General features: G+C 37.7%; 9 protein-coding genes, 6 pseudogenes and 1 riboswitch. Of the genes and pseudogenes, 12 read left to right on the forward strand and 3 right to left on the reverse strand.

Annotation, left to right across the window (positions count from 1 at the left end; all coding sequences use genetic code 11):
* Nucleotides 1–161: 161 nt before the first annotated feature.
* Together ACQKN4_RS15640 and ACQKN4_RS15645 are read right to left on the reverse strand one after the other, a co-directional pair.
* On the reverse strand, nucleotides 162–1502 hold the full coding sequence (locus ACQKN4_RS15640) for an amino acid permease (protein WP_427484147.1): 1341 nt from the start codon (nucleotides 1500–1502) through the stop codon (nucleotides 162–164).
* A 161-nt stretch (nucleotides 1503–1663) separates the two neighbouring features.
* Nucleotides 1664–1740, reverse strand: a riboswitch (glycine riboswitch).
* Nucleotides 1741–2273: 533 nt separating this feature from the next.
* On the reverse strand, nucleotides 2274–2660 hold the full coding sequence (locus ACQKN4_RS15645; protein WP_079562970.1) for a rhodanese-like domain-containing protein: 387 nt from the start codon (nucleotides 2658–2660) through the stop codon (nucleotides 2274–2276).
* Nucleotides 2661–3273: 613 nt separating this feature from the next.
* Between ACQKN4_RS15645 and ACQKN4_RS15650 the strand changes: the two genes are divergently transcribed.
* From ACQKN4_RS15650 to ACQKN4_RS15670, 5 genes and pseudogenes are all read left to right on the forward strand, one after another.
* Nucleotides 3274–4104 (forward strand): lipoate--protein ligase family protein, encoded by an 831-nt coding sequence (locus ACQKN4_RS15650; protein ID WP_170939020.1) that lies wholly within the window; start codon nucleotides 3274–3276, stop codon nucleotides 4102–4104.
* A 202-nt stretch (nucleotides 4105–4306) separates the two neighbouring features.
* Nucleotides 4307–5098 (forward strand): annotated as a pseudogene (locus tag ACQKN4_RS15655) (ribonucleotide reductase N-terminal alpha domain-containing protein); the annotation flags it as partial.
* 345 nt (nucleotides 5099–5443) lie between these two features.
* A pseudogene (locus ACQKN4_RS15660) lies at nucleotides 5444–6097 on the forward strand (vitamin B12-dependent ribonucleotide reductase); the annotation flags it as partial.
* A gap of 198 nt (nucleotides 6098–6295) precedes the next feature.
* Complete coding sequence (locus ACQKN4_RS15665; protein WP_427484148.1) at nucleotides 6296–7231, forward strand: restriction endonuclease; 936 nt, start codon at nucleotides 6296–6298, stop codon at nucleotides 7229–7231.
* A gap of 61 nt (nucleotides 7232–7292) precedes the next feature.
* A pseudogene (locus ACQKN4_RS15670) lies at nucleotides 7293–8420 on the forward strand (hypothetical protein); the annotation flags it as partial.
* A 158-nt stretch (nucleotides 8421–8578) separates the two neighbouring features.
* Here the strand turns inward: ACQKN4_RS15670 and ACQKN4_RS15675 are convergent.
* Entirely contained in the window at nucleotides 8579–9490 is a 912-nt protein-coding gene (locus ACQKN4_RS15675; protein ID WP_427484149.1) for a DNA-3-methyladenine glycosylase family protein, read from the reverse strand.
* 191 nt (nucleotides 9491–9681) lie between these two features.
* Between ACQKN4_RS15675 and ACQKN4_RS15680 the strand changes: the two are divergent.
* The 7 genes and pseudogenes from ACQKN4_RS15680 to ACQKN4_RS15710 all read left to right on the forward strand — a co-directional run.
* A pseudogene (locus ACQKN4_RS15680) lies at nucleotides 9682–10113 on the forward strand (2OG-Fe(II) oxygenase); the annotation flags it as partial.
* Between the two features lie 190 nt (nucleotides 10114–10303).
* A pseudogene (locus tag ACQKN4_RS15685) lies at nucleotides 10304–10585 on the forward strand (2OG-Fe(II) oxygenase); the annotation flags it as partial.
* 88 nt (nucleotides 10586–10673) lie between these two features.
* Nucleotides 10674–11294 (forward strand): bifunctional transcriptional activator/DNA repair enzyme AdaA, encoded by a 621-nt coding sequence (locus tag ACQKN4_RS15690; RefSeq protein WP_427484150.1) that lies wholly within the window; start codon nucleotides 10674–10676, stop codon nucleotides 11292–11294.
* Nucleotides 11278–11812: pseudogene (gene adaB, locus ACQKN4_RS15695) on the forward strand (methylated-DNA--[protein]-cysteine S-methyltransferase). The gene ACQKN4_RS15690 and the pseudogene adaB overlap by 17 nt, the downstream one beginning before the upstream one ends.
* Before the next feature lie 31 nt (nucleotides 11813–11843).
* Complete coding sequence (locus ACQKN4_RS15700; protein ID WP_427484151.1) at nucleotides 11844–12662, forward strand: radical SAM protein; 819 nt, start codon at nucleotides 11844–11846, stop codon at nucleotides 12660–12662.
* 376 nt (nucleotides 12663–13038) lie between these two features.
* Nucleotides 13039–13350, forward strand: coding sequence for a hypothetical protein (locus ACQKN4_RS15705; protein ID WP_427484152.1), 312 nt, complete (start codon nucleotides 13039–13041; stop codon nucleotides 13348–13350).
* Between the two features lie 70 nt (nucleotides 13351–13420).
* Nucleotides 13421–14329 carry an NAD(P)H-dependent flavin oxidoreductase gene (locus tag ACQKN4_RS15710; RefSeq protein WP_079561824.1) on the forward strand — a complete coding sequence of 303 codons (909 nt, stop codon included), beginning with the start codon at nucleotides 13421–13423 and terminating at the stop codon, nucleotides 14327–14329.
* Nucleotides 14330–14358 lie beyond the last annotated feature (29 nt).

Consider the following 14358-nt stretch of genomic DNA (forward strand, 5'->3'; position numbering starts at 1 on the left):
AAAAGAAAGATGACTTCAGTAAATGAAGTCATCTTTTTTACTTCTTTCCGCGGCTTTCTAAACATCCGCCAAGAAAATGCCGTTAATTTGTAATAAAAAAAGCCCTGAATAGCTTCACTTTGCTTAAAGTGTCACTATCCAGGACAATATAATTTAGCGTATTACTTTCTTTTTTTCTTATAAAGAATTAGCAGCAATATAAACCAAATTGGTGTCAATAGTAATGCCGTACGAGTTGCCTCTGAAATGAACATTACTACTAATAGAAATGCAAAGAAGGCAAGTACTAAATAGTTCACGAACGGTGTGAAAGGTGCCTTGAAAATTGATGCTTCATGAAGAGCACGATTTTTACGTTTATAGATGATATGAGAGATTAATATAATACTCCATACCCAGATAAAGCAAATGGCACTAATCGTTGTCACAACACTAAAGGCGTTTTCAGGCATTAATTTACTTAGTAATGCACCTACGGATACAACAATTGCAGATACAACAAGTGCGTTACTTGGTACACTGTTTTTATTGAGCTTTGCAAATGTTGGTGAAGCTTGCTTGTTGTTTCCAAGATTAAAGAGCATGCGGCTTGTAGAAAATAAACCACTATTACCAGCCGAGGCAGCAGATGTTAGAACGACAAAATTAATAATCCCTGCAGCAATTGGAATACCAGCTAGTGTAAATACTTGTACAAATGGACTACTAGAGGCAGACATTTCATGCCAAGGATTAATGCATAAAATAACAAATAGCGCCCCTACGTAGAATAATAAAATGCGTAATGGAATTTTGTTAATGGCAGAAGGAATATTCTTTTTAGGATCGGCCGTTTCAGCAGCGGAAACCCCTACTAGCTCGACACCAACAAAAGCGAAAACAACCATTTGGAATGCCATTAGGAACCCGTGTAGACCATTCGGGAATAACCCGCCATATGCCCAAAGATTTTCAACGGAAACTGTGCCAGCGCCTGTTTGAAAGCCTGTAAATATCATGAATAGTCCAATCACAATCAGTGCAACAATTGTAATGACTTTTATAAGTGCAAACCAAAATTCTAGTTCGCCAAATAGTTTTACAGTTAATAGATTCAACATTAGCAACAGGACTAAACAGCCAATTGCAGGCACCCATTGTGGAATGTCAAACCAATATTGTACATAAACGCCGACAGCAATAATATCTGCCATAGCGGTCATAATCCAGCAGAACCAGTATGTCCAACCGGTAATGTAACCTGCCCAAGGTCCTATGTATTCGGATGCAAAATCAGTAAATGATGTATAGCCAGCATTCGATAATAACAGTTCACCTAACGCCCGCATGACGAAAAATAAGGCAGTTCCGACAATTAGATAGGCGAAGATGATGGAAGGTCCTGCTAAAGCAATGGCTTTACCGGAGCCTAAAAATAAACCAGTACCGATTGTTCCGCCAATCGCAATGAGCTGCACATGGCGATTTTTTAATTCGCGTTTTAATTGTTGTTGTTGTTCCACGTTGCTCCCCCTCAAAGATACGTAAAAACTATGACTGGAAATAAAAAAGAGACTAGTAGTGACACTAGTCTCGTAAACGACAGAATAACAAATACCCATAGCGAATGTTGTATGTAAAAAAGAAAACATTCGTGTGGTATAGCTTTCATGATGAAAGTTAATATTACTCCTCTGTCCTTTTGCCTGAGATAGTGAACCCTTCGGCGACGCAAAATGCGCTCTCTCCAGAACTGCTCCTGCTATAGTTTTATCCATAGCATTCATAGCTTGTATTGTATGTCTTGATGACATTATTTTAAGATATTATACATCCTATCAGTGCTACCATAAATATTCAAGGGTAAATTTCTGTCTTTTTCAGAAAAAAAGAAGATTGGAGTTCGTCTAGGTAAAAATTACACGAAAAATAGTATTTTTAGACATACGTTAAAATAGGGATAATATTTAATGTTTGGTATAAAGGTTAAAAAAGGCGAGGGGCGAGTGAGGGAAGCAGCTAGAACTTTGATAAAGGAAGTTGAATGTGATGTGAGCAGTATATTGCCGCACGCGCTACTTTTTTCTGTTCAATAAGTTGTCAGACGTTAAACAATAAATATAATATAGTAGAAACTCAGAATTTTTTGCAAAAAGTAAACCATCTCATAGTCATTTGAGATGGTTTCTTCCTGTTTAAAACAAAGTGAGATAGGTATATATAAATAAATTACCTTAGATTTCGCGAGTATATTTATTTATAGTAGTCACTTATGCCTTAACGATTTTTTGAAATTATTTTTTAGACTTTATTTTACCTGTCCAAGTACGGAAGCCGCCTTGAAGTTGGTAAATTTGGTTGTAGCCACGTTTTTTAAGAAATAGAGCAGCACGTGCGCTACGGCCTGTATTTTGACAGTATAAATATACTGGTAAATCTGGGCGAATTTCTTTGTGACGTTGACGTAGAGTTGTTGAAGGAACATTACGTGCACCAAGAATGTGACCTGCATCAAATTCTTTTTGCTCACGTACGTCGATAAGCTGCGCTTTACGATAGCCCTCAATAAATTGTTCTTGTGTTAGGTTTGTTACGGCTTTTTTTAGTCGTAGGGCATTGATACCGATATATGCAATTACGACTACTAAAATAACACCGATTGTGATAAGTATGTTTAACAAAATGTCTTACCCCTTTCTATCTTCTTTATTATTATAAAAGATGCGCTAGCGATAGTCCAATGAGTTTGATAAAATTAATTAGATTGTGGCTAGAATTAATCTATCTATATGTATGGATGTTATTAGTGAAAGGTCACAGAATCATTCTACTCCATTTATAGATTTGGGTGGATGATACTTCAATAAAGAATAGAACTAAACGCAGAGTGTCAAAATTTTGAGAAACACTAATTTTTGGCTCATCACCATGAGTAGGATGGCATTTGCTAAAACGTATGCGATATATAGGTTGATTGGAGTGAAGGCAGGGCGACTCCTCGGGGATTAGCGATAGGGGAACGAAGGCTAAGAGCATCACATCCTGTGATAACGCCTTCGTGACCAACATCCTGTTGGCCCAAGCGGCTCATCGGTCGTCCCCAGAGAAAGAGCCCGGCCGGAACGGAAATCAACCACTCGCTATAGGGATGAGCCTTATTTTGTACACATTCGCAAAAGGTAAAGCCTCCGGCGGATGTCACGGAATCGAAAAGGATTTCTTTGTGCAAGCACAAAGCCGATTCCCGACGCATTTATGCCGAGGCATAAATGATTAATTGTAGGAGATGAAAATATGACAACTTGGTATTTTCTAAATTCAGGGAAATGTAGCCCATCTTTTAATATGGCATTAGACGAAGCATTACTTGATTGGCATAGTGAAGGTTTAATTCCACCGGTTATTCGTTTTTATGAGTGGGAGCCAGCAACTCTTTCGATTGGCTATTTTCAACAAGCGAAAAGAGATATCAATTTAGAGGCGGTGCGAGAACAAGGGCTAGGCTTTGTTCGTCGTCCAACAGGTGGTAGAGCCGTTTTACATGAACATGAATTGACATATAGTGTCATTGTTTCAGAAAGCTATCCAGATATGCCTGAATCAGTGACAGAGGCATATAGAGTGTTAAGTGAAGGGATATTGCAAGGGTTTCATAATCTAGGTATGGATGCTTATTTTAGTGTTCCTAATACTGAAGAACAAAGAGCGGACTTAAAGAAACCTAAAAGTGCAGTTTGCTTTGATGCGCCAAGCTGGTATGAGCTTGTAGTAGAAGGTAAAAAAGTGGCAGGTAGTGCACAAACTCGTCAAAAAGGTGTTATTTTACAGCACGGAGCTATTTTACTTGATTTAGATCAAGAAAAATTATTATCTGTCTTCAATTTTTCAAGTGAAGAGGCGAAGGCACGTATGCGTAGAAAGATGCCTGAAAAAGCGGTTGCTATCAATAACCTTGTTAAAGAACCTGTGACTATTGCACAATGTGTGACAGCTTTTAGAGATGGTTTTGCAAAATCGTTGCAAATTGATTTAAAACCATTTACACTTTCTGAGGAGCAATTAGAATATGTACATGCACTAGAAGAAAAAAAATATGCATGTGATGATTGGAACTTCAAAAAATAAAAAATGGTATAAGAAAAATATTTTTTTAGCGTTCAACCCTTGTAGTAACAAGCAGTTCGCATTCTGTTCGAAATTGCAAGAGTTGAATTAAAAAACTAGATATAGTATCTTTTTTTAAGAAACATACACAATATGTAGTGTTTAACGACACATGATATTGTGTATTTATATTTGTAAAGCAGAAAATAAGGGAGGCAAAACGATGGTACTCACAAATCATCAACCCGAAGTAAACAAATTTGAACAGTTAAACAAAGATATTGAACAATTTCCACAGGTTCATCCCGTAACACCTGATATGCACATTACGCATAAAGGTGTATCAAGACTTGTAATGATCGATCGCTACTCGTTTAAAGATACGGAAAAGAAAACGTTAAAAGCCGGTGATTTCGTCGTATTAACAGTGAAGGCAGATCCAAAATTCCCTGCACGTGGTTTAGGGACAATCCAAAAGCTTGATATGTCTACAAAAACAGCAGAAATTTTGATTGAGGAAGATTACCGTAGTGCTATAGATGATCCGAAAGAGCAAGAAACGGGTGTGATTACGCGTTCAATTGACGTGCTAGAAAAGCCTCTTGAAATATTTTATGAACAAATCGCAAAACGAAATGCAACAGGGCTTGCTGCTGTTGAAAAAACACAAGAGAAACGCCAAGAATGGTTTGAGAAGTTTTATGAGCAACTAGTTTCATTAAAATTCATTCCAGCTGGACGAGTTATTTATGGAGCTGGATCTGAAACGGATGTAACTTTCTTCAACTGTTACGTAATGCCATTTGTAGCAGATTCACGTGAAGGAATAAGTGATCACCGTAAGCAAGTGATGGAAATTATGAGCCGCGGTGGTGGTGTAGGGACAAATGGTTCAACATTGCGTCCACGTAACACTTTAGCTCGTGGTGTAAATGGTAAATCATCTGGCTCTGTATCATGGTTAGATGATATTGCGAAACTGACTCATCTTGTCGAACAAGGTGGTTCCCGTCGTTAAGACTCGGCGACGTAATCTCGTGAATTGCTGGAACACCCTGAGAGCTTTTCTTGCTACAACGTAAACTGTGAAGTTAGGCGTGAATGCTTGAAAAAAGAAAAGATTGGGCAATCAGCAGCGAAGCGTCTATGGAAACGTAGATGAACGTTCAACGACTATTGAAACTTTCTAAGCTTGGCAAAGTATGAAAGAAGTAAATCATATTAGGCGGTGACGCTCTTATGAGGCACGAGACAAAGAACAGTATTCTTTGATGATATAGTCTGATCTTATGTGAAAGCATAAGAGTATGGCAGAAATGACCATACCAGAAAAATTAAATTCATTATTTTTCTGTAACAAAAAATGGGAGCACAAATGATTATGCTGGCAGATTGGCATCCTGATATCGTGGAATTTATTATTTCGAAAATGCAAAATCCACGTATTCTACGATACCTAATCGAAAATACAACGGATAGAACAATTATTCGTCTAGCAAAAGAAAAATTAAACTTTAAACCTCTTTCAACTCAAGAGGAAGCTATGTACCAAGGTATTGTTAACTATAAAGGTATCGAAGGCTTAGGTGGTTTTGATACAGCTATTATTCGCGAAGCGGAAAACAAACTACGCGATGGCGGTACTTATACTGTTCACAATCCAGAGTTTTTAACTGGTGCAAATATTTCTGTAACATTAACAAAAGAATTTATGGAAGCAGTTGAAAATGACGCTGAATTCGAGCTTCGTTTCCCAGCTGTTGAAGAATATACAAAAGAAGAAATGGCTATTTACAACAGTGAGTGGCATAAAGTTGGAGACGTGCGCGAATGGGAGAAAATGGGCTATAAAGTACGCACATACCGTACGATTAAAGCGCAGGAATTATGGAATTTAATCAACGTTTGTGCAACGTACTCTGCAGAGCCAGGTATTTTCTTCATCGACAACGCCAATGACATGACTAACGCAAAAGCTTATGGTCAAAGCGTTGTAGCGACTAATCCGTGTGGTGGACTTCGCCTCACGTTAAAAATTGCGGGATAAAGCGGGAAGGCTGAGATGCTAATCCGAACCGAAGGCTAAAGGTAAAACTTCAGTCAGGGGCAACGCATACCCGGTGATCCTACTTAGTAGACTATAACCCGGGCACGAGACCGCAACATTACACATAACAATAGACTGGCCTAATTAGAGAAAGGCTGTAATCAAATGAACAGAGGTTATGCAGGTTTTTATAAATCATACTATTTAAGAAGTTCATATGAGTATGCATATGCCAAATTTCTAGATTATCATTCAATTTCTTGGGGCTATGAAGACAAAGTATTTAATATTGGATTCAAATTTTATAAACCTGATTTTTTCTTCTATAATGATAACGGTGATATTATAAAGATTGTTGAAATTAAGTCTCGCGATATTACGGCGAAAGAAAAAGCTCTAGAAGCTTTAAAGGTTATTGAGACAACTTATGATATTAATTGCGAATTAATTTCTTATGAAGAATTGCTCGAAATGTATAAACTTGTACCATTTTCGTTAACTTCAACGATAACAGAATGGATAGAATCAAAAAATACAACAATAAACAAAGCTAATTATGGTAAGTTCAAAGCTCATTTCAATCAACAACATAATGAGCATACTAAAAAAATAATTGGACAGCATACAAAGCGATTGTGGGAATCTAATAGTCCGGCGAAAGCAAGAATGATTGAAGGTTTAAGAAAATCTGGCTTGGCTCAAAAGGGTAAGCAAAAGAAACCTAGGGAACAAAGAATCTGTAAAAGTTGTGGGAGCAAGTTTGAAGTTATTGTTTCTTCATCCAAATGGTTTTGTACTCAATCATGCGCTGAAAGTTCAAATATTCAAGTTGCCACACAAACTTATGTTGAAAAGCGAGCAAAAATTCATCAAGAAATTAAACAGACAGTAATTAAATGGGCAATCGACAATCAAGAAATTATAACTGCAACCCCCTTTAATCAAATAAAATCAACTCTCCAACCATTAATCGAAAGCATTTATCAAGAATTTGGAGTTAAAGATTTTAGAGTAATTTCGAAATCAATCTTTGGGGAAGATAGAGGAAGAAAAGAACTACTTAGGTTTATGAAAAAAGTGTGTAATGAAAATGTATGCTGAACTTACAGGAATTGAACTGTAAGAACTAGAGGATAAAAAGCCTTTAGGATAACAATAATTGGAACAACCACTCGCACCATATTCTGTGTGTAACTTAGCAGCTGTGAACTTAGCACAGTTTGCGAATAAAGAAGATCAAACGATTGATTTCGAAGCACTACGTGAAACAGTTCGTGTTGGTGTTCGTATGCAAGATAATGTTATTGATGCTACACCATACTTCTTAGAAGAAAACCGTGTACAAGCTCTAGGAGAGCGTCGTGTTGGCTTAGGCGTAATGGGCTTAGCGGACTTACTAATTTATTGTGAGAAAGAATATGGCTCAGAAGCGGGTAATGAGCTAGTTGATGAAATCTTTAAAACGATTGCTGAGACTGCTTATGAAGCTTCCACAGAACTTGCTAAAGAACGCGGCAGCTTCCCATTCCTTGTAGGAGCAACAGAGGAAGAGACAGCACGTTTACGTAAAGCATTCACTGAAACTGGCTTTATGCAAAAAATGCCTGCGCATATTAAAGAGCAAATTTTAGCAACAGGTATTCGCAACTCACATTTACTAACAGTAGCTCCAACTGGTTCGACTGGTACAATGGTTGGCGTGGCAACAGGTCTTGAGCCATACTTCTCATTCACATATTACCGTTCTGGTCGCCTAGGTAAATTCATCGAGGTAAAAGCAGAAATCGTACATGAATATTTAGAACGTCATCCGGAAGTAGATGAGAATAACCTTCCTGATTGGTTCGTTACGGCGATGGAGTTAAAACCAGAGGCACATGCTGATGTACAATGTATCATCCAAAAATGGATTGATTCATCTATTTCAAAAACTGTAAACGCACCAAAAGGTTATACAGTACAACAGGTTGAAAAAGTATACGAGCGTTTATATAATGGTGGCGCTAAAGGTGGTACGGTCTATGTAGATGGTAGCCGTGATTCACAAGTACTGACACTAAAGGCTGAAGAAAATGATATGGATCAACTGTCATTTGAGGAAGATTTAGTAGAAGTACCAACGAAGCGTCCAGTTGTATTAGTAGATACGATTCAAGCATTAGAATCGACAACAGTTATTGGTTCGGATGTAGGGAATACTTGTCCTGTATGCCGTAAAGGAACTGTAGAAGAAATCGGTGGCTGTAATACATGTACAAACTGTGCAGCACAGTTAAAATGTGGCCTATAAACCGTTTATAAAAAAGATGCGGTGTTTAAAATAAACTCGCGAAGCTTTGCCCCTTTGGATATGATTATCTAAAGGGGCGTTTTTGTGTCGAGTTGGTTTAAAGAGGGTCAAGGAACAGTCAGTGGGGCAGATGATCCGCCTTGGTTTAAAATTAAAGATCAATAAAGGACACGCCATAAATAAAAGGTAGCGTATGATTCCCAGTTTTCCCATGGAAGCGATAATTCTAAGATTTCAACTTTCGTAGGCTTTCGCTCCATATTACGTAATATTTTTATCGAATTAATAAGGCCTACATCATCGATTGGAAAAGCTGTCTGGAACCTGAGGCAGCGCATTAAAACATAATTGGCTGTCCAAGGACCGATTCCTCGTATTTTAATTAAGTTTTTTTCAGCATCTTTAAAGTTCATTTTTATTAGTTTTTCCCTCGATAATTCTCCACTTGCCATTAATTTAGCAATTCCAATAATATATTCACTTTTTTTTACCGTCATTTTAATATGTGCTAGGTCGGTAGGTGTTAATTGTGCAATTCGTTCGTACGTTGGGAACACCCAATACTTTTTACCATTCCAATCGATGGAATCGCCAAATCTTTCTACAAATTGCTTCTTTAAGGAGTACGCGAAGGCTAAGTTAATTTGTTGCCCTAAAACGCCCCAACATAAAGCTTCAAATAAATCGGGAATGCCGATAACTCGCAATCCATAGAATTTTTTGGCAGGCATTTTAAGTAATGGGTCTACTTTTGCCATTTCATAAAATGGCGTTAAATCGTTATCAAGATCAAACCATTCATAAATATATTTTACAATCTCTTCCCGTTTCCACTTTTCAATAGGTCTCGTATCATTTAGGAATTGAACAACCATTTGTTTATTATTGATTACGCTTACCTGTACTAAGGATCGAATTTCCCCAATGGCTATAACTTTTGTAATGATATCGTTCTCTATTTCATACATGCATTCATTGTTTTCTCTTGTTAGATAGCCTACGTTAGCATTCATGTCGAAGTTTTCAGGTAATGCAATTACAATAACATCATTGATTTCATGCCATATCACTTTTCATTCTCCTCATCTTATTCCGATTTTTTTATACTGTAGAAAACTCACACTGACTGTAATTTTACTTTATCACATAATAATCTTCCCTAATTTTGTTATCTTGCTATTACATTCTAAACACCTTATTTTTTTTTATTTATGAGGTTATAGTGTTAGTTATCAAGAATGCAAAATAGGAGTTGATAAAAATGGTCCAACATATAAAAACACGTGTCGAGAGCTTAAATTGGGATTCAATTCAACATGAATTAGATGAGCAAGGATTTGCAAAGCTTCCAGTGATTTTAACGAAAGAGGAATGTGAATTCTTCAAAGGATTGTATTGTGAGGAAGAGCCATACAGAACGACAATCAATATGACGAGATATCGCTTTGGAAATGGGGAGTACAAATATTTTTCCTATCCATTACCTGAAATCCTCCAAAGTTTAAGAGAGTCCTTTTATGTAGAGTTGGCCAAAACAGCTAATCGCTGGTTAGGTTATTTAAAGAAAACAGAACAGTTTCCAGATCATCTTCAAGATTTTTTGAACACCTGTGAAAAATATGATCAAACTAGACCGACACCTTTACTATTAAAGTATGAAACAGGCGGGTTTAATTGTTTGCATCAAGATTTATCTTTATTCAGCAGAATACTCCCACCTCTATAGGTGGTGAGATAAATGCGATTTTGGTACCTATTCAGTGGGTGTCCAAACACCTACTGAATAAAGATAAATGCCTCCGGCGGATGTCACGGATTTTCAAAGGAATGAATTGTGATGGCACAATTCAAAATCCGGACGCAATTACGCCAAGCGTAATTGATATGGAGACATATTTTTCCCGTTTCAAGTAGTATTTGTATTAAATCAACGTGAAAAGGACTTTTGCGGTGGAGAATCTCTGTTAGTGGAACAAATTCCTCGTGCTCAGAGTAGGGGACATGTCATTACTTTAGAACAAGGTAGTGCGCTGATTTTTCCTACTAACTATAGACCTGTTCTAGGTAAAAAAGGATATTATAAAAATACGGTTCGTCACGGAATAAGCACGGTTACTTCTGGAGAACGATACGGTCTTGGAATTATTTTTCACGATTCTAAATAAAAAATAAACTTCAATATATTGCTATCCCATTCCCAGAACTATACATTCTGAATTTATAGGGAGTATATTGTAAGGAGAGGTGAGCTCAATGCCGGAAAGTATTAATAACGGACATAGAATTTCAAATGATGTAGAAATGATAACAGATGAAAAGTGGCAAGCAATTATAAATAATGATGCAGCGTTCAATAATCAATTTTTCTACGCTGTAAAGTCGACAGGGATATTTTGTAAACCATCCTGTAAATCTCGCGTTCCGAAAAAAGAAAATGTATGCATTTTTGCAAACGCAGAACAAGCTCTCCGCGCAAATTTTCGTCCTTGTAAACGTTGCAAGCCCACTAATGAAAATCTACCTGATAGCGAGTGGGTTGATTTAATTACTGAATACATTAATAAAAATTTCACAGAAAAATTAACGCTAGAATCGATAGCAACTATTTGTCATGGGAGTCCGTATCATTTGCATCGAACATTTAAAAGGATTAAAGGCATTACGCCGGTTGAGTATATACAACAAGTTAGAGTACACGCGGCTAAAAAGTATTTGATTCAAACAAATAAAGCGATTGGAGATATCGGCATATGTGTGGGTATGACTAACACACCTTATTTTATAACTTTATTTAAAAAGAAAACAGGACAGACACCAGCGCAATTTCGACAAATGAGTAAAACGGAGGAAGAGTACTATGGAAACAAAGAATAAAGCAACCCTTTATTGGTCTTTACTAAAGTTTAAGGATTGGAATTTTTATATTGCTTCAACTTCAAAGGGGCTTGTGTTTGTAGGTTCACAGAACAAACCATTCGAGGAATTGTTCGAATGGGCTAAGAAACGCCTTCCAGGAAGTCCTCTTGTTGAAGATGATGCAAAGCTTGAACCCTATGTCGTTGAAATCACTCAGTATCTAGAAGGGAAGCGGAAAACCTTTACTGTTCCATTTGAGTACGTAGGTACGCAATTTCAGCTAGCAGTCTGGAATGCACTTTGTGAAATTCCTTATGGACAGACGAAATCTTATTCCGACATTGCACATGATATAAATAAACCAGCAGCTGTTCGTGCTGTAGGAGCGGCTATTGGGGCTAATCCGGGTATTAATTACTGTACCATGCCATCGTGTAATAGGGAAGAATGGCTCATTAACTGGCTATCGGGGAGGAATAGAAATGAAGACATTGCTACAGGATCTAGAAAAGCAAGCTTCATCAAGCAATGAGTAATTATTGCCGTACAATGAATGGAGGTTTCGTCATGAAAAGTGAATTATTCTATAAAAATCCTAAAACGATTCTGAATAAAGGAACTGGCTTCCTTTCTGAATATACGCATTCACTAAATCCTTATACAGGCTGTTCATTTGGATGTTCCTATTGTTATGTACGCGAAATGCCTGTATCTCTTTTTCGAGAAGGGGAATGGGGAAATTGGCTCGATGTTAAAAACGGAGCTGCGAATTTATTAAAAAAGGAGCTTCGTCGCGCCAAAGCCAAAGGGAATGTAACCATTTTTATGTCATCAAGTACAGACCCGTATCAACCAATAGAGCATAAGGAGAAAGTGACGCGATCTTTATTAGAAGTTATGGTAGAAGATCCTCCTGACTTCCTATTAGTACAGACTAGAAGCCCACTTGTAAGTCGAGATATCGATTTGCTGCAACATTTTAAAGATAAAGTTCGAGTAAGTATGACTATTGAGACAGATTCGGAAACAATCCGTAAACATTTTACGCCAAAGGCACCTCCAATCCAGGCGCGCTTTAAGACATTGGAACAATTAGCGGCTGCTGAAATACCGACCCAAGTTGCTATAGCCCCCATCTTACCGAGTGGAGAATATCTCCCTATGAAATTAAAGCCATTCGTCGATCGGATTTGTATTGATGACTACTTCATGGGCGATGGTAGTGGTGGCAGACGCACAAGAAAACTAGGTCTTGAAAAAAAATATGCCCAACTTGGTTTAGAAGAATGGTATGGACCACATGTGATTAAAAAAGTATATAACCGATTTATTGAAATCTTTCCGGAAAATAACGTTTATGTGAGCCAGGCTGGGTTTGAGCCGTGAAAAAATTTGTTTTCGGCCCTCAATATGACAAATCTCTACTTTCATGATCAGGCACGATTATAAAGTGGATACGGATTATATGCCGCAGCAAAACTTCAGGATGTTTCATAGTTAGGAAGGTCCGCTTGTTTAAAGATTTTAAAACAAATAGACAGCATGAATTTATATCAATTTAATAAAAAACCATTTGATTATGCATTTAACAGGCCTAAGTATCAGCATCTTGCTGGTGCTTTTTTTAGTGATGTGCGTAGCTTGCGCATGAACTTTAGGGTGCAGGTTCCAATCTCTGAAGGAAGTAACACATCTGTCCGAGGAACACTACTACATATATAAGGCTAGATCCGATTGAGTAAGAGAGAGGAGGGGTCCCAAATTGTATATTGGTTTTGGTTTATTACTAGGCACGATTTTTACGGACAAACAGGTAGGGGGTATCTTTGTGCTATTTGTCAATTTATCAACTTGGTTTAGTGGTACATGGTTTAAGCCTGACATGATAGGTGGTACATTTCAATCTATCACGCAATTTTTGCCATTTGTCCATGCTGTTCATGCGGCGCGTGCAGTACTAGGTGGAGCATATTCAGATGTTTTCGTGCCACTTGCTATCGTTTTAGGGTATACGGTCATTATTTTTATGATCGCTACTCTGTTATTTCAACGGAAGATGCGAGGTCAAATCTGAAATTTGAATTTAAATAGTAGGATTTTCAGGAAATCTCTCGAAATATTATAAGTATAAAGGGGGAGGGTGTATGTCTAGTTTACCAATTATGGTTGCTCCGATGTTTTTAGTTTCTAATCCTAAGATGGTTATTGAGGCTAGTAGAGCAGGGGCTATCGGTTCATTTCCGTTATTAAATGCAAGACCGGCTTCAACTTGTGCAGAGTGGCTTGAAGAAATAAAAAAGGCGCTACCTGCTGAGCTATGGGCAGTCAATTTTATTTGTCATCCTGTAGCGAATACACGTTTTGAAGAAGATTTACAGTTAATTGAACAATTTCAGCCACCAATTGTCATTACTTCACTCGGTAATCCAAAGAGAGTTATGGACATTGTGCACGGCTATGGTGGGAAGGTCTATGCAGATGTTGCGAACGTCAAGCATGCCGAAAAGTCTGCTGCAACGGGTGTAGATGGTCTAATTCTTGTATGTGCAGGTGCTGGCGGTCATGGTGGGCAACTAAATCCATTTGGCTTTGTATCTGCGGTTAAGAAATTCTTTACGGGAACGATCATTTTATCTGGCTCCATCTCTAGCGGTGCGGACGTACTAGCTACTCAAATAATGGGAGCAGACTATGCCTATATGGGTACTCGATTTTTAGCTTGTGATGAAGGAGATGCACCTGAGGCGTACAAAAACATGGTAATTGAAAGTGGCACTTCAGATATTTTATATACCGATGCTTTTAGCGGTGTCCATGTCAATGTGTTAATTCCATCCTTATTAAAGGAGGGAATTGATCCAGCGACATTGAAGCCAAGAGAAGATGTTGATTTAACACATCTTGTTAATATCAAGGCATGGCGAGATATTTGGTCAGCTGGACATGGCATTACCAATATTGACAAACGAGAGTCCGTTCGTGAAATACTCATAACATTGGAGGCGGAGTACGAGAAAGCAAAGCAACAAATAATTTCTGTACAACCATTATAATAACGAATCTCTAACATAAAAGGGCAAGT

The sequence above is a fragment of the Lysinibacillus sp. NPDC093692 genome (assembly GCF_050280125.1).
Taxonomy (GTDB): Bacteria; Bacillota; Bacilli; order Bacillales_A; family Planococcaceae; genus Lysinibacillus.

Bases quoted from the DNA above. Each gene is read 5' to 3' on its own strand.
- ACQKN4_RS15650 (WP_170939020.1), top strand. From the start codon at position 3,274: ATGACAACTTGGTATTTTCTAAATTCAGGGAAATGTAGCCCATCTTTT.
- ACQKN4_RS15665 (WP_427484148.1), top strand. From the start codon at position 6,296: ATGAACAGAGGTTATGCAGGTTTTTATAAATCATACTATTTAAGAAGT.
- ACQKN4_RS15690 (WP_427484150.1), top strand. From the start codon at position 10,674: ATGCCGGAAAGTATTAATAACGGACATAGAATTTCAAATGATGTAGAA.
- ACQKN4_RS15700 (WP_427484151.1), top strand. From the start codon at position 11,844: ATGAAAAGTGAATTATTCTATAAAAATCCTAAAACGATTCTGAATAAA.
- ACQKN4_RS15710 (WP_079561824.1), top strand. From the start codon at position 13,421: ATGTCTAGTTTACCAATTATGGTTGCTCCGATGTTTTTAGTTTCTAAT.